Below are 14,520 nucleotides of genomic sequence, written 5' to 3' on the forward strand. Positions count from 1 at the left end.
GCGGGGTGGCGAACCTCCGAGCGGCCGAGGCCGCGCGGATCCCCGCTCCCTGATCACCTGAGCGTCCCGCCGTGCCCGATTCCTGTCGGACTGCGCCGGTTGCCCGTCAACTCACCCTCCTGGTGTCGCGCCTGTCCTTGACTCTGCCCGTCGTCCGTCACATTATGGGTCGGCCAACCACATAGTGGAGAAGTCAAAGGAGACGACGGATGGCGAACACCTACGACGCCACCGCGCCGGACACCGGCACGATCGCGGGCCGGCTCGACCGGCTGCCCATCACCCGCACGCACCGGCGGGCCACCGTCGCCGTCGGGCTCGGGCTGTTCTTCGACTTCTACGAGGTCTTCCTGACCGGCGTCCTCAGCTCGGTGCTCGTCGAGGAGTTCAAGCTCACCAAGGCGGAACTGCCGCCGCTGCTCGCGTCGACCTTCGTCGGCATGTTCTTCGGGGCACTGCTGCTCGGCAGGCTCGCCGACCGGTTCGGCCGCCGCGGGGCGTTCCTGCTCAACCTCGGGCTCTACTCGCTCTTCTCGCTGCTCGGCGCGTTCAGCGGCAGCGCGCTGATGCTGCTGGTGACGCGGTTCTTCGCGGGCATCGGCCTGGGCGCGGAACCCCCGCTGGCCGACACCTACCTCACCGACCTGCTGCCCGCCCGCAAACGCGGCCGGTTCATCGCCTGGGCGTACACCCTCGCGTTCTGCGGCTTCCCGGTCGTCGGCTTCCTCGCCCGCGGGCTGACCGAGCACGAGATCTTCGGGATCGCCGGCTGGCGCTGGCTGTTCGTGATCGGCGCGCTCGGCGCCGGCGCCGTGTTCCTGCTGCGGCGCGGCCTGCCCGAGTCGCCGCGGTGGCTGGAGTCCGTCGGCCGCACCGAAGAGGCCGAGCACCTCGTCGCCGGCATGGAGGCCGAAGCCCGCGGCGCCGCCAACGACGTCCCCGCCCCGCCGCGCGGCACCACCCGCAAGCGCGCCGCCGCGCCGGTGCGTGAGCTGTTCGGTCCCGGGCAGCGCCGCCGGACGTGGATGATGGTCGTCTTCCACGTCCTGCAGACGCTCGGGTACTACGGCTTCGGCACGCTCGTGCCGCTGGTGCTGGCCGCCAAGGGGTACGCCCTCTCGCAGTCGCTGCTGTTCGCCGCGCTGACCTACATCGGCTACCCGGTGGGCTCCGCGCTGTCGCTGCCGCTCGTGGAACGCTTCGAGCGGAAGTACCTGGTGGTCGGCTCGGTGCTGGCGATGGCGGTGTTCGGCATCGCGTTCGGCTTCGCGGGTTCGATGGCGCTGATCCTCGTGTTCGGCTTCCTCTACACCGCGACCAGCAACGTGTTCTCGAACGCCTACCACATCTACCAGGCCGAGATCTTCCCGACGGCGCTGCGCTCGACGGCGTCGAGCGGCACCTACTCGCTCTCGCGGCTGGCCAGCGGCGCGATGCCGTTCGTGCTGGTGCCGCTGCTGAACTCGCACGGCCCGACGACGCTGTTCCTGGTCGTCGCCGGCGCGCTGGTGGTGGTCGCGGTGGACATCGCGGTCCTCGGCCCGCGCACGACCGGCCGCCGGCTGGAGAGCGTGAACGACGCCGTCACGGTGCCGCGGCAGCCGCTTCGATGACCGCGGCCGCCTCGCCGATCGACCGCCGGGCGGTGTCGACGACGAGGCGGCCCCGGCTCCACGGTTCGTACTCCCGGCTCAGGATTTCCTGCCACGTCGGCGGTGTGAGGCCGGGGATGCCGGCATCGCGGGTTTCCGCGCGGCGGCGGTGTTCGGCCCGGTCGGAGCAGACGATCTCGGCTTCGAGCACCCGCGCGCCTTCGCCGAGGCCGGTCGCCCGCCAGGCGTCGCGGGTGATGGTCAGGGGGTTGACGCACTCGGCGATCACGCTGACGCCGGTGCGGAGCAGATCGGCGGCGACCTCCCGGGCGACGACGTAGCCGACCGGTCCCAGCGGCGGGGCCAGTGCGGTGGTGCGGAGGATCGCCTGCTCGATCGTGTCGACGCGCAGGAACGCGAACCCGGTCCGGCGGGCCAGTTCCACGGCGACGCTCGTCTTCCCGGTCGCGGGCAGCCCGCCGACGACGATCAGCAGCGGAGGCACCACCGCATGATCGCACGCGGGTGGTCGGGGGCGGTGTACGCGGGGTGGTCAGGAGGCCGGTGCACGCGGGTGGTCGGGGGGCGGTGCGCGCGGGCTGGTCAGGAGGCCGGTGCACGCGGGTGGTCGGGGGACGGTGCACGCGGGCTGGTCAGGAGGCCGGTGCACGCGGCGCGGTCACGAGGCGGCGCGTTTTCGGTCGAGCAGGCCGCGGCGGAGGGTGGTGAGGGCCCGGTGCTGGGCGACGCGGACCGCGCCGGCGCTGCTGAGGCCCACCGCGGTGGCCGTCTCCTCGGCCGACAGGCCCAGGATGATGCGCAGCACCAGGATTTCGCGCTGGCGCGGCGGCAGCGTGTCGAGCAGCCCGGCCGACCAGTCGAGCGCGGCGGAGCGTTCGACCTCCTCGCCCGTCGGGTCCGTGCCCACCCAGCGGTCGGCCGGCGGCTCCGCGACCGGGCTGGTGCGGTCGCGGGCCCGGCGGCGGTGGACGTCGGACACCTTGTGCGCGGCGATGCCGAAGACGAACGGCAGGAAGCCGTCGGGCTCGTGGCGGTACCCGGGCAGCGCGCGGACGACCGCGAGCAGCACGTCCTGCGCGCAGTCCTCGGCGTCGGACGAACCGTCCTGCCACGTGCCCAGCCGGCCGAGGCAGTAGCGGAAGACCGTCGGCCGCAGCGTGCGCAGCAGCCCGGCCACCGCGGCGCGGTTGCCCTTGAGCGCGGCCCGGACGAGCGCGGGGTCGAGGGAGAACGTCGCCGTGGGCGTGGAATCACCCTCGGCGGAGTGCGGCGACATCGGGCTCACCTCCCCTCACCGGCGGCAACGGACGGTCACGACGCTAGGTGACGCCGCGTGGCCGCCACACCGGCCGGGCGGCCGCCGCGACCCGGGTCTTCCGGCCCTGGCGCGCGGGCCCCCCGTGTGCGTACCGGGCCCGCGCGGCGGCGGCCGGGCCGAACGGCCCTATTCGCGACCGGGTGCACCGATCACGCTGATGTCCGGGATATTCACCGGAGAAACACAGGTACGCGATGGTGGACGACGTGGGCTTCGGGCTGCTGCTCGACCGGCAGCAGTGCCTGGCGCTGCTCCGGACGGCGACCCTCGGACGGGTGATCTTCACCCACCGAGCCATGCCCGCGGTCCGCCCAGTGCGCTTCACGGTCGTCGACGACGCCGTGGTGTTCGCCGTGCCGGTCGGCAGCCCCCTCTACGCCGGCGCGCGCGACGCCGTCGTCGCGTTCGAGGCCGACGACTTCGCCGCCGACCTCGGCGACGGCTGGTACGTCAGCCTGCTGGGGCGCGCTACCGAGTCCGGCGTCGCCGACGTCGACGAGATCGCCTGCCGCTGCCCGTGCCCGGCCCGGGCGGGCCGCCGGTTCCTGCGCATCCCGGTCGAGACCATCACCGGTCACCGCATCGCCTGCCACGCCGAGTGACCCCGCGACATCCGTAACAGACGCGGTCCCGCCATCGACCCACCGGATGGACGAACCGGATTGGGCCGTCGCGGGCAGTCGCCTGTGGGACCCTTGACGGCCCGGGGCAAGCCCGGGATCGGGCGGAGCCAGCGGGGTCTGACGGGTAGTGGCGGACGAAATCAGCATGCCGGCGATCCTCGCGGCGGTGGGCGGCATCGCCCGCGAGCTGGAGCTGCCGGCGCTGATGGACCGCGCGGTCACGGCGGCGGGCGAGCTGCTCGGGGCCCGGCGCGCCCGGCTGGAACTGCCCGAGGGCGGCGTCGCCGAGTACGGCCGCGGCAGGCCCGGCGCCGGTGCGCTCGAGCTGCCGGTCCGCGCGGGGACGCAGACCTTCGGCACCCTGGCCGTCGAACCCGGGGACGGCGGCGAGTTCGGCCGCCGCGAGCGGGAGGTGCTCGGCGCGCTCACCGCGGCCACGGGGATGGCCATCGAAAAGGCGCTGCTCGTCGACCAGATGCGCCGCCGCGAACGCTGGCTCGAGGCGTCCTACGACGTCACCGGCGCGCTGCTCGCCGCGCAGGACCTGCGGGCGACGCTCCGGCTGGTCGCCGAACGCGCCCGCGTGGTCGCCGGCGGGACCGCGGGCGCGATCGCGCGGCCCGACGGCCCGGACCGGCTGGTGTTCGACGTCGTCGAGCCGCCGGGGGAGGACGCCGACCGCCTCACCGGGCTGACCGTGCCGGCCGAAGGCACCGCCACCGGGATGGCGTTCACCACCCGCCGCCCGGTCGTGGTCCGCGACTACGGCGAGCGCGTGCAGGAACAGCAGCGCGACCGCGCCGGGCCGATGCCGGCGATGATCAAGGACCTGGACTCGGCGATCTCCGTGCCGCTGATCGTCGGCGACGAGACCCTCGGGGTGCTGGTCGTCGCCAAGTTCCGCGACAAGTCGCCGTTCACCGACTCCGACGTCCAGCTGGCCGAGACCTTCGCCGGGCACGCGGCGCTCGCCGTCGAGTTCTCCCGCGCGCAGGAGGCGCGGCAGCAGCTGGCGGTGTTCGAGGACCGGGACCGGATCGCCCGCGACCTGCACGACCTGGTGATCCAGCGGCTGTTCGCGACCGGGCTCGGGCTGGAGGGCGTGAGCAGGCTGATCGCCGACCCGGCGGTGGCCGCGCGCGTCGCCGGGTTCGCCCAGGACCTCGACGGCACGATCCGCGAGATCCGCAACAGCATCTTCTCGTTGCAGGCACCGGCGCAGGCGCAGGGCAGCCTCCGCGCGGAGCTGCTGCGGGTGGCGGTCGACGCGCGGGACACGCTGGGCTTCGAGCCCCGCGTCGGCTTCGACGGGCCGCTCGACGCGGCGGTGCCGGACGCCGTCCGCACCGACCTGATGGCGTCGCTGCGGGAAGCGCTGACGAACGTCGCGCGCCACGCCGGCGCGACCTGGTCCTCGGTCGAGGTCACCGTGGACGGGCTCGGCCGGCGGCTGAGCCTGGTCGTGCGCGACGACGGAGCGGGCCCGCCGGCGGAGACCGGCCGGGTCAGCGGGCTCGCCAACCTGGCCGCCCGCGCGGCCCGGTGGGGCGGGAACTGCGTGCTGGTGGCCGCCGAAGGCGGCGGCTCCCGGCTGGAATGGACCGCCGAGCTGCCGGCGCGGACCGGCGAGCAGGGGAGTGGGCGATGACGATTTCGGTGTTCCTGCTCGACAACCACGAGCTGGTCCGGACGGGGCTGAAGACCGTCTTCGAGTCCGAACCGGACATCGACGTGGTCGGGGAGGCGGGCACGGCGGCCGAGGCGCTGGTCCGGATCCCGCAGGCCCGCCCGGACGTGGCGATCCTCGACGTCCGGCTGCCCGACGGCGAGGGCGTGGGGGTGTGCCGTGAGATCCGCTCGACGGTCGAGCCGCCGCCGGCGTGCCTGATGCTGACGTCCTATTCGGACGACGACGCGCTGTTCGGCGCGATCATGGCCGGTGCGGCGGGCTACATGCTGAAGCAGGTTTCCGGCCGGTCGCTGATCGAGGCCGTCCGCACGGTCGCCGTCGGCGGCTCGCTGCTGGACGCCACGCTCACCGCGTCGGTGATGAACAAGCTGCGCGGCGAGAACGTCTCGGCCCCGGATCCGCGGTACGAGCAGCTGAGCCCGCAGGAGCGGCGGGTCCTCGACCTGGTCGCCGAGGGCCTGACCAACCGGCAGATCGCCGAGCGGCTGTTCCTGGCCGAGAAGACAGTCAAGAACTACGTGTCGTCGGTGCTGCACAAGCTCGGCGTCGAGCGGCGCACCTCGGCGGCCGTCTACATGTCCCAGCGGCGCGCCGAACCGGGACGATCGGGCTGATCCGGCGACTGTTCGGACGTAACCGGTGGGGCGTTCGACGTATCTGGCCCCGGATGGAGTACACCTGTCGTGGTGACGCACGGGGCCGGCAGGGGACCCTGGTGCGTGGTGGAGGGGACGGCATGGCGGGGTTGTCGAGCGGGGACTATGTCACGCAGCAGATCCGGGCACTCGCGGAAGCGGTGCGCCGGGAAGGGGCCGGCGGGATCGGGGCCCGGAGTTTCCAGCTGGCCGAGCACCTGGCCGCGGAGGGTGGCGTCCACCGCGGCGACATCCTGACGGCGACGGCGACGCTGCTCGCGATGACGGCCTGGTGCGACGGCGCGGCCGACGCGGCCCGCCGGTTCGCGGAGCTGGCGGGCGAGCACGACGAGGAGTCGCGGGAGCTGGTGACGCACCTGCTCCGCCTGGAGGCGGGGGTCGACCAGGGCTGGCTCCCGGAGGCCCAGGCGGAAGCGTTGCTCGACTACGCCCGCCGCGCCCGCCGGGACGACCTGGAGACGCGGGTGCGCGCCATCGCCGGCGCCCGTGGTGGGCGGCACCGGCGCGACTGACCCCGGCGGGGTTGGTTACCCCGCTCGATTCGCCCCACCTCGCGGCGCCGCGGAACGGCGCGGCCGGACGATGGGCTCCGCCGAGGTCGGCCGCGGGCTCAGGCGTGGGCCGGCTCGGGCGTGGCGGGCGGCACCGGCGCGACTGACCCCGGCTCAGGCGACTGACTCCAGCTCAGGCGTAGGCCGCGAGCTCAGGCGTGGACCCCGGTCAGGGCGAAGAACTCCTGCCGCGTCTTGGGTTCCTCGCGCAGGAGGCCGTGCAGGGACGAGGTGACGGTGAGCGCGCCGTCGGCCCGGACTCCGCGCAGCGACATGCACAGGTGCTCGGCTTCGATCACGACGCCGACGCCCTTCGGCGCGAGGTGCTCCTGGAGCCAGTCGGCGACCTGCTTGGTCAGCCGCTCCTGCACCTGCAGGTCGCGCGCGAACAGTTCGACGACGCGGGCGAGCTTCGAGAGCCCGAGGATCCGCTCGCCGGGCAGGTAGCCCACGTGCGCGACGCCGCGGAAGGGCAGCATGTGGTGCTCGCACAGCGACTGGACCGGGATGCTCTTCGCGAGCACGAGCTCGTCGTAGCCCTCGTCGTTGGGGAACGTCGTCAGCCGGAAGTCGCGGGGCCGGAGCATCTCGGCGTACGCCTGGGCCACCCGCCGCGGGGTGTCGCTCAGGTGCTCCGACACCGGGTCCTTGCCCAGGGCCCGCAGCAGGTCGGCGACCGCGCGCTCGGCCGCGTGCAGGTCGACGGCGTCGCGGTTGTGCACGACACCGAGGTGCCGGAGCGGGATCGCTTCGCTGACGGGATCGACGGTCACGGGGCCTCCTTCTAAAAACAAGTCGAGCTGACGTTAGAAGCTCGCGGGGGTTTTCGTCAACGGTTATTTGTTTTAGAGTGCGGTGATGCACGATTCCGGTGGCCTGGCCGCGGTGGCGGCCCTCGACGAGCCGACCCGCCGCCGGCTGTACGAGTACGTCGTCCGCCAGCCGGAGCCGGTGAGCCGCGACGACGTGGCCGCCGCCCTCAGCGTGCCCCGTGCGACCGTCGCGTTCCACCTCGACCGCCTGGTGGACGAACGCCTGCTGACCGTCGGCCACGAACGCCGCACCGGCCGCAGCGGTCCGGGAGCGGGCCGTCCGGCGAAGCTCTACCGCCGGTCGGAGCGGCAGGTGAGCGTCTCGCTGCCCGAGCGGCAGTACGAACTCGCTGGTCAGCTCCTCGCGGCGGCGGTGGAGGAGGCGGACGAGACCGGTGGTTCGGCGCGGGAGATCCTGGGCCGGCGGGCCCGGGAACGGGGGGCGGAACTCGCCGACGGCGCCCCGGAGATCGTCGGCACGCTCGAAGAACACGGGTTCGAACCACGCGTCGAGGACGGCGAGGTGCTGCTCGGCAACTGCCCGTTCCACCGGCTGGCCCAGGCCCACACCCAGCTCGTGTGCGGGATGAACCTGGGGCTGGTCGAAGGCATGCTCGCCGGGGCCGGCGGCCGCGGCCTGCGGGCGCGGCTGGACCCGCGGCCGGGCCTCTGCTGCGTCCGCCTGGTGCGGGCCTGACGCCTCAGCCGCGCCGGGCCAGGTGCGCGGCCAGCGCGTCGTGGTAGGCGAACAGCGCGGGCACGCCGCCGCTGTGCAGCACGACCACGCGGTGCCCGGCGGTCCAGCGCCCGGCCGCGTGGTGGGCGAGGAACCCGGCGAACGTCTTCCCGCTGTAGACCGGGTCGAGCAGGACGCCTTCGGTCCGGGCCAGCAGCAGGATCGCGTCGAGGCAGGCCTCCGTCGGATCGCCGTACCCGCGCCCGACGAACTCGTCGTGCAGCTCGACCTCCGGCGGCTCGCCGCCGGCTCCCAGGAGCGTGGTCAGCTCGGCCCACCAGTGCCGGTAACCGGCCAGGCAAGCGGCGCGGTCCTGGTTCACGCTGATCCCGATCACGGGGCAGCCGAAACCCTGGTCGCGCAACGCGAACGTCACCGCGGTGAAGATCCCGCCGGTGCCGAACGGCAGGTAGACGGCGTCCGGGTGGTCACCGGTGGCCCGCAGCTGCGCGGCGAGTTCCAGACCGGCCCGGACGTAGCCGAGGCAGCTGTGCGGGGTGGTGCCGCTGATCGGGATGGCGTGCGGCCGCCGTCCCGCGGCGCGCAGCTCGCCGCACACGGCGCGGACGTGGGTGTCGAGGGCCCAGTGGTCTTCGACGTCGACGATCCGCACGTCGGCGCCGAGCACCCGGACGGTCAGCAGGTTGCCCTGGAACTCGTCGTAGGCGTCGCGGCTGAGCACGACCACGCAGTCCATCCCGAGCCGGCGCGCGGCCGCGGTGGTCAGGCGGGCGTGGTTGCTCTGCATCGACCCGCACGTCACCACGACGTCGGCGCCGGCGCGGCGGGCCCGCGCCAGTTCGTATTCGAGCTTGCGGGGTTTGTCGCCGCCGAGCGCGAGCCCGGTGAGGTCGTCGCGTTTCAGCAGCACGCGGGGGCCGAGCCGGGCGGAGAGCGCGGCCAGCACGTCCAGCGGGGTCGGCGTGAGGGCGAGGTCCTCACGCGGGAACTGCTCGAGCCGGGTGGCCAGGTCCACGGGCTGGTCCTTTCTAGCGCGGCAGGAACGGAAGAGTGATCAGGAAGGCGCCGAAGCCGACCAGGGCCGCCGACGCCACGCGGTGCAGGCGCCGGCCCCGCAGCCGCCGGGCCAGCCGGGTGCCGAGCAGTGTGCCTGCTCCGGCGAGCACGCCGAGGACACTGCCCAGTCCGAAGTGGACGGAGCCCTGCGCCGCGTAGCCGAGCGTCGCGAAGGTGACGAGGGGCAGCTGGATCAGCTGCCCGGCCGCGATCGTCGTCAACGCCGGCACGCCGAGCGCCAGCAGCAGCGGGACGAGCAGCACCGGCCCGCCGGTCCCGGTCAGCGCGGACCCGAACCCGACGACCGCGCCGACGACGACGGCGTCGGCCGCGGGCAGCTCCCGGGCCTCGCGCGGCCGCGCCCAGAGGTTGTAGCCGCCGGACCCGGCCGTGACCACGCCGAGGACCAGCCACAGCACCGTCGCCGGGACCACGCCGTTGACCAGGGCACCGGCCGCGGCGGCCGGCGCCGCGCCGAGGGTGAGCAGGCCGCCGAAGCGCCACGGCATCGCCTGGTGCCGGGCGTAGCCGGCGGTGCCGACGATCCCGGTGAACAGGAAGCACCAGCTGCTGGTGCCCGCCGCCGCGTGGATGTCGAGGCCGCCGAGCCAGGTCAGCGCGGGCGGCAGCAGGACGCCGCCGATGCCGACCGTCCCGATGAGCACGCCCACCGGGACCGCGAGGACCAGGACGGCTAACACGGTCCGAAGTGCTCCCGGAGCCGGCGCAGGCGGCGCAGCTGGGACGGCGGCAGGGCGGGGCAGCCGGCGGCATTGTCCACAGCGGACAGCAGGTGCCGGCGCGACGCGGCGGCCGCGGCCGTGCCGTCGCCGCGGGCCAGCGCGGCGACGATCTCGCGGTGGTCGGCGGTCCACCGGCGCGCGAGTCCGCCGCCGTCCGCCCACGCCGCGGCCTGTGTCTCCCGCCAGACCGGCCCGGACGCCCGTTCCAGCAGCGCCTCGACCTGCTCGCGCAGGTCCGGGTTCCGGCAGACGCGGGCGATCGCGGCGTGCAGCCGGTGGTCGGTGTCGGCCGGCAGGGTGTCGCCGCCGGTCACGAGCGCCATCCCGGCGACGGCTTCGTGGGCCAGGTCGAGGGCCGCGGGATCCGGGTCGGCCGCCGCGAGCGCCAGCACGGCCGGTTCGAGGACCAGGCGGGCTTCCAGCAGGTCCACGGCTTCTTCGAAGGTCCGTGCCGCGCGGACGTGCCGGGCCGCGCCGGGCACCGGCGCACCGCCGAGCACGACGGTGCCGCGCCGGCGCCGCGGTTCGACGTACCCGGCGAACTGCAGCGCGCTGAGGGCTTCGCGCACCGACGACCGGCTGACCGCGAACTCACGGGCCAGCTCGAGTTCGGTCGGCAGCACGGTGCCGGCGGGCCAGCGCCCGTCGTCGACGCGGGCGCGGACTTCGGCGGCGATCCGCAGCCCGGCCGAAGGCCCGGCGGCGGTTCCGGTGGTGCCTTCCACGAGCCGACGGTACCACCGATATGTCCGACATATCAGCCGTCAGCGTCGGACAAACCCGGCCGGCGAACCCGGCCGCCTTGAGGACGCTGCGTCCCTCAAGGCGGCCTCCGGGCTACCGCGCCGGGACCTCGCCCAGCCGGCCGGCGACCGCCGTGGTGATCGCGCTCGCGCCGAGCTCCGTGCCCGGCTTGATCCACGGTTCGTCCGGCTCGGCGCCGGCGACCGTGCGCTCGCCGAGGAACCCGCCGGTGACCGGGTCGATGATCAGCTGCCGGATCTCGTGCCGGTCGTCGAGCCCGAGCGCGACGCCGGTGCGGCCGTCGAGGTTCGTCTCCGCGGCCAGCACCTGGATACCGGGGATCTTCGCCAGCGCCCGGTACCACTGGGCCCGCAGCCCGGCCGGCATCAGCCCGGCCCGCAGGATCTCGATGCCGAAGTGGAACATGACGCTCGGCGTCGAGCCACGGCCCTTCGTCATGTCCCGCAGCTTCGCGTAGAGGCCGTCCGGGTCACGGGGCAGCGCCGCGTAGAACGCCGGGCTGTCCCAGTCCGCCGGGTCGCCGCACTTCTTCGCCGGCTTGGCGCGGGGGAAGAAGTCGCCGCACCGCCCCTGCCACCGGCCCTGGTCGGTGCCGGTGACCGGGGGTTCGGGCGCCTGCGCCTGCGGCACCGAGCCGCCGAGGAACTTCCCGGTGCTCAGGATCCTGCGCGTTTCCTGCCAGACGTCGGTCTCGTCCGCCGGGATCCAGCGCTCGACCTCCTGCTCCCACAGGTACGTGTAACCGGTCCCGTCCGCGGTCTGGACCCCGCGCCCCACCCAGGTGTGCTCGCCGACGTAGCGGAACTGCCCGGGGCCCACCGGCCGGTCGACCGCGCCGACACTGAGGTCGGCGGCCCGGTCCAGCACCTCCGTCGCCGACATCAGCCGGATCTTCGGCGGGGCCGCTGCCGTGGGGGCGGGCGCGGCGGCCGTCGGCCCGCCGGCGGGCCCCGGCGAACCGGCCTGCACGACGACGACCGTCACCGCGACCACACCGGCCACCGCGGCGGCGGCGGGCAGGGCGAACCGGCGGACCCGCTTCGGGCGCAGCGGGACCACGTCCGCCGGCTGCCGGCGAGGTCCGCTTCCGTGCGAAAACCGCCCCCGCGGGCCGGCTTCGCCGCCGAGCTCGGCCATCAGCCTCGCGCGGGCCGCCGACAGGTCGGCCGGGGCGGTGCGGGCGTCGCGGTGGAGCAGCCCGAGGGTTTCGTCGAGCTCGTTCATGAGTGGTTCTCCTCGGTGGGGACGAGCTGGGCCTGGAGCCGGTGGCGCACGCGGTGCAGGCGCGAGCGCACCGTGCTCGCGGGCACACCGAGCGCCTCGGCGACTTCGGCCGGTTCGAGCCCGGCCCAGGAGGTGAGCAGCAGGACGTCGCGGTCCTGTTCGGACAGTGCGGCCAGCTCGCCGGCGAGCACGCGCAGGCGCGCCGCCGCGTCGACCCGGCCGGCCACGGCGGTGTCGTGGTTTTCGGCCGGGCGGTCCTCCGCGCCGGCCTTCGCGGTCAGCTGGAACCCGCGGACCTCCTGGCGCACGTGGTTGCGCAGCAGGTTGGTGGCGATGCCGTAGAGCCAGCCGCGGATCGGCGCCTGGCCGGGGTCGTAGCTCGCCCGTCTTCGCAGCGCGACGACGAACGTCTCCGCCACGAGGTCGTCGGCGACGTGCACGCCGACCCGGCCCGCGAGGTAGCCGCGCAGGGGAGCGGCGTACTCGTCGAAGAGCCGCGCGAAGACCTCTTTCGGATCCCGCGCGGCGAGGTCGGGCCGGTCCAGCCGTTCGACGATTCTGGTCACGCTACTGGTTGTCGTGACCGGCCGCCCGCGTCCCCGATCGCTCGTCCGGATGAGACACAGGCCACATCCGGGCCGTCCGGGCGAACACGATCGGGGGTTCCGGACAACAGCCGGTATGCACAGGGGAAACGCGATGCTGCTGGCCGGGACGTGCGCCGGCGCGGTGGTGGCGATGCTGGTCGTGGCCGCGGTGATCCGGACACCGGGGCCGGCCTCCGCCGCGGGGCCGTCGCCCGCGCCGCGGGTGACGACGAGCGTGGCCACGACGGCGACTTCGGCGCCGAAGACCTCCGCGAAGCGGTCCGCGAAGGCGAAGCCGCTGCCGGACGGCGCCACGCTGGCGGCGCTCGTGCCGGGCAGGCTGAGCGTGCTCGTCCACGACCGCGAGACCGGCCGGGACGTCGTCTCCTACCGGCCGGACGCCGCCTACACCTCCGCCTCGCTGGTCAAGCTGCTCATCGCGCTGGAGGCGCTGAAGCAGGGGGAACCGGCCGGTGAGGTCGCGGAGATGCTCTCGCGCAGCGACGACGAGGTGGCCAGCCGGCTCTGGGCCCGGCTGGGCGGCCCCGCGATCGTCACCGCCTGGGCGGCGCGGATCGGCATGACCTCGACGCGCCCGCCCGCCGACGCCGGGCACTGGGGCAGCACCCTCGTCACCGCCACGGACCTGGCCCGGTTCTACCGGTACCTGCTCGAGGAGGCGCCCGGCGGCACCCGCCAGGTCGTCCTGCGCGCCCTCGACGGCGCCACCGGGCACGGCGCGGACGGCTTCGACCAGTTCTTCGGCATCCCGTCCGCGGTCACCGGCACCGACTGGGCCGTCAAGCAGGGCTGGTCGTGCTGCGACCCGGGCCGCAACCTGCACACGAGCGGGCTCGTCGGCGACCGCCGGTACGTGGTCGTCGTGCTGACCGCCCAGCCCGCCGCCACCGGCTGGACGACGGCGTCCCAGCGCGTCACGGCCGTCGTGAAAGCGCTCTCCGCTCCGCTCGGCTGGTCCTGACCCGGCGCGGGACGTCCGGCGCGCGGCGATTCGGCGGTACCGTCTCGGACGTGGTGAGACGGCGCGAGGTGGAGGGGGCCAGGGTGGTGGACCGGGCGAAGCCGGGGGAACAGGCCAGGACGGCGTTGCCGGGGCCGCGGCAGCCGAGCCTGGCCGACGTCGCCGGCATGGCCGGGGTCTCGCACATGACCGTCTCGCGGGTGGTCAACGAGAGCGGGCCGGTGCGCCCGGAAACGCGCGATCGCGTCCTCGCCGCGGTGCAGAAACTCGGGTACCGGCCCAACACCGCCGCGCGGACACTGGTCACCGGCCGGTCCGGCACCCTCGGCGTGGTCGCGCTGGAGTCGAACCTCTACGGGCCGGCGAGCACCCTGTACGGCATCGAGAACGCGGCGCGCGAAGCCGGCTACGGCGTGGCGATCTGCAGCGTGACGCGGCCGGGCCGGACGTCGATCGGCGACGCGGTGGAGAGCCTGCGGCGCCAGGCGGTCGAGGGGATCGTCGTGATCGCCCCGCACGTGACGGCCGGCCGCGCGCTCGCGGCGGCTCCGGCGGACATCCCGCTGGTGGCGGTCGGCGGCGGGGAGTCCGCGCCGGTGCCGGTGCTCTCGGTCGACCAGTACGACGGCGCGCGCCGGGCCACCGAGCACCTGCTCGCCCTGGGGCACCGGACGGTCTGGCACGTCGCCGGGCCGGAGGACTGGCTCGAGGCCCGCGACCGCGAACGCGGCTGGCGCGAGACCCTGGAGGCCCGCGGCCTGCGGGTACCGGCGGTCGTCCGCGGAGACTGGAGCCCGCGGTCGGGCTACGAGGCGGGCCGGGCGCTCGCCGGCAAGCGCGGGCTCAAGGCGGTCTTCTCGGCCAACGACCAGATGGCGCTGGGCCTGCTGCGCGCGTTCACCGAGGCGGGCATCCGCGTCCCGGAGGACGTCCACGTGGCCGGCTTCGACGACGTGCCGGAGGCGGCGTACTTCAACCCGCCCCTGACGACGGTCCGCCAGGACTTCATCGAGGTCGGCCGCCGGACGTTCGGCCTGCTCGAAGACCGGATGGCGGGCGGGGACGCCGGGGTCCGGCACCTCGTGCCCGCGGAGCTCATCGTGCGCGAGAGCACCGGGCCCCGCTGAGGTTCGTCCCGGGACCGGGACGGCTGGGTCGTCCGGCTCGGTGACATCGTTTTGCAGGAGGTCTGCACTGCCGGCG

Annotated in this window: 16 protein-coding genes; 8 read left to right on the top strand and 8 right to left on the bottom strand. The window is 74.6% G+C overall.

Features of this window, described 5'->3' with window-relative positions; all coding sequences use genetic code 11:
* Positions 1 to 209: 209 nt before the first annotated feature.
* Positions 210 to 1,613 (top strand): MFS transporter, encoded by a 1,404-nt coding sequence (locus tag ACH54P_RS02950; protein WP_489910758.1) that lies wholly within the window; start codon positions 210 to 212, stop codon positions 1,611 to 1,613.
* Here the strand turns inward: ACH54P_RS02950 and ACH54P_RS02955 are convergent.
* Both ACH54P_RS02955 and ACH54P_RS02960 read right to left on the bottom strand, forming a co-directional pair.
* On the bottom strand, positions 1,585 to 2,097 hold the full coding sequence (locus tag ACH54P_RS02955) for a P-loop nucleotide/nucleoside kinase family protein (RefSeq protein WP_489910759.1): 513 nt from the start codon (positions 2,095 to 2,097) through the stop codon (positions 1,585 to 1,587). The genes ACH54P_RS02950 and ACH54P_RS02955 overlap by 29 nt on opposite strands.
* A 174-nt stretch (positions 2,098 to 2,271) precedes the next feature.
* Complete coding sequence (locus tag ACH54P_RS02960; protein ID WP_489910761.1) at positions 2,272 to 2,889, bottom strand: sigma-70 family RNA polymerase sigma factor; 618 nt, start codon at positions 2,887 to 2,889, stop codon at positions 2,272 to 2,274.
* Between the two features lie 236 nt (positions 2,890 to 3,125).
* Between ACH54P_RS02960 and ACH54P_RS02965 the strand changes: the two genes are divergently transcribed.
* The 4 genes from ACH54P_RS02965 (at position 3,126) to ACH54P_RS02980 (ending at position 6,412) form a co-directional block, all read left to right on the top strand.
* Entirely contained in the window at positions 3,126 to 3,533 is a 408-nt protein-coding gene (locus tag ACH54P_RS02965) for a pyridoxamine 5'-phosphate oxidase family protein (RefSeq protein ID WP_489910762.1), read from the top strand.
* 166 nt (positions 3,534 to 3,699) lie between these two features.
* A complete protein-coding gene (locus tag ACH54P_RS02970; protein WP_489910763.1) occupies positions 3,700 to 5,202 on the top strand; it encodes a GAF domain-containing sensor histidine kinase in 1,503 nt (500 codons plus the stop codon).
* A complete protein-coding gene (locus ACH54P_RS02975) occupies positions 5,199 to 5,858 on the top strand; it encodes a response regulator (protein ID WP_489910764.1) in 660 nt (219 codons plus the stop codon). The genes ACH54P_RS02970 and ACH54P_RS02975 overlap by 4 nt, the downstream gene beginning before the upstream one ends.
* A gap of 122 nt (positions 5,859 to 5,980) precedes the next feature.
* Positions 5,981 to 6,412: a hypothetical protein gene (locus ACH54P_RS02980; protein WP_489910765.1), complete on the top strand. Its 432-nt coding sequence runs from the start codon at positions 5,981 to 5,983 to the stop codon at positions 6,410 to 6,412.
* Between the two features lie 191 nt (positions 6,413 to 6,603).
* Here ACH54P_RS02980 and folE read toward each other — a convergent pair whose 3' ends face one another.
* A complete protein-coding gene (gene folE, locus ACH54P_RS02985; RefSeq protein WP_489910766.1) occupies positions 6,604 to 7,224 on the bottom strand; it encodes a GTP cyclohydrolase I FolE in 621 nt (206 codons plus the stop codon).
* 85 nt (positions 7,225 to 7,309) lie between these two features.
* On the opposite strand from folE, the gene ACH54P_RS02990 reads away from it, so the two are divergent.
* Complete coding sequence (locus ACH54P_RS02990) at positions 7,310 to 7,960, top strand: helix-turn-helix transcriptional regulator (RefSeq protein WP_489910767.1); 651 nt, start codon at positions 7,310 to 7,312, stop codon at positions 7,958 to 7,960.
* A gap of 4 nt (positions 7,961 to 7,964) precedes the next feature.
* Here ACH54P_RS02990 and ACH54P_RS02995 read toward each other — a convergent pair whose 3' ends face one another.
* The 5 genes from ACH54P_RS02995 to ACH54P_RS03015 form a co-directional block, all read right to left on the bottom strand.
* Positions 7,965 to 8,975, bottom strand: a complete 1,011-nt coding sequence (locus ACH54P_RS02995) for a 1-aminocyclopropane-1-carboxylate deaminase/D-cysteine desulfhydrase (protein ID WP_489910768.1) — start codon at positions 8,973 to 8,975, stop codon at positions 7,965 to 7,967.
* A gap of 13 nt (positions 8,976 to 8,988) precedes the next feature.
* Positions 8,989 to 9,717, bottom strand: a complete 729-nt coding sequence (locus tag ACH54P_RS03000) for a TSUP family transporter (RefSeq protein WP_489910769.1) — start codon at positions 9,715 to 9,717, stop codon at positions 8,989 to 8,991.
* A complete protein-coding gene (locus tag ACH54P_RS03005) occupies positions 9,711 to 10,484 on the bottom strand; it encodes a FadR/GntR family transcriptional regulator (RefSeq protein WP_489910771.1) in 774 nt (257 codons plus the stop codon). The genes ACH54P_RS03000 and ACH54P_RS03005 overlap by 7 nt, the downstream gene beginning before the upstream one ends.
* A 112-nt stretch (positions 10,485 to 10,596) precedes the next feature.
* On the bottom strand, positions 10,597 to 11,748 hold the full coding sequence (locus tag ACH54P_RS03010; RefSeq protein ID WP_489910772.1) for a CU044_5270 family protein: 1,152 nt from the start codon (positions 11,746 to 11,748) through the stop codon (positions 10,597 to 10,599).
* On the bottom strand, positions 11,745 to 12,314 hold the full coding sequence (locus tag ACH54P_RS03015) for an RNA polymerase sigma factor (protein WP_489910773.1): 570 nt from the start codon (positions 12,312 to 12,314) through the stop codon (positions 11,745 to 11,747). Before ACH54P_RS03015 ends, ACH54P_RS03010 begins: the two co-directional genes overlap by 4 nt.
* 115 nt (positions 12,315 to 12,429) lie before the next feature.
* Between ACH54P_RS03015 and ACH54P_RS03020 the strand changes: the two genes are divergently transcribed.
* Together ACH54P_RS03020 and ACH54P_RS03025 are read left to right on the top strand one after the other, a co-directional pair.
* Complete coding sequence (locus ACH54P_RS03020) at positions 12,430 to 13,317, top strand: serine hydrolase (RefSeq protein WP_489910774.1); 888 nt, start codon at positions 12,430 to 12,432, stop codon at positions 13,315 to 13,317.
* 83 nt (positions 13,318 to 13,400) lie between these two features.
* Positions 13,401 to 14,444, top strand: coding sequence for a LacI family DNA-binding transcriptional regulator (locus ACH54P_RS03025; protein ID WP_489917091.1), 1,044 nt, complete (start codon positions 13,401 to 13,403; stop codon positions 14,442 to 14,444).
* Positions 14,445 to 14,520 lie beyond the last annotated feature (76 nt).

This window comes from Amycolatopsis sp. N2S4-7 (assembly GCF_058119595.1).

Coding starts and splice junctions, on each gene's coding strand:
- ACH54P_RS03020 (WP_489910774.1), top strand. CDS start 12,430: ATGCACAGGGGAAACGCGATGCTGCTGGCCGGGACGTGCGCCGGCGCG.
- ACH54P_RS02965 (WP_489910762.1), top strand. CDS start 3,126: ATGGTGGACGACGTGGGCTTCGGGCTGCTGCTCGACCGGCAGCAGTGC.
- ACH54P_RS02960 (WP_489910761.1), bottom strand. CDS start 2,889: ATGTCGCCGCACTCCGCCGAGGGTGATTCCACGCCCACGGCGACGTTC.
- ACH54P_RS02970 (WP_489910763.1), top strand. CDS start 3,700: ATGCCGGCGATCCTCGCGGCGGTGGGCGGCATCGCCCGCGAGCTGGAG.
- ACH54P_RS02980 (WP_489910765.1), top strand. CDS start 5,981: ATGGCGGGGTTGTCGAGCGGGGACTATGTCACGCAGCAGATCCGGGCA.
- ACH54P_RS02990 (WP_489910767.1), top strand. CDS start 7,310: ATGCACGATTCCGGTGGCCTGGCCGCGGTGGCGGCCCTCGACGAGCCG.
- ACH54P_RS03010 (WP_489910772.1), bottom strand. CDS start 11,748: ATGAACGAGCTCGACGAAACCCTCGGGCTGCTCCACCGCGACGCCCGC.
- ACH54P_RS02950 (WP_489910758.1), top strand. CDS start 210: ATGGCGAACACCTACGACGCCACCGCGCCGGACACCGGCACGATCGCG.
- ACH54P_RS02975 (WP_489910764.1), top strand. CDS start 5,199: ATGACGATTTCGGTGTTCCTGCTCGACAACCACGAGCTGGTCCGGACG.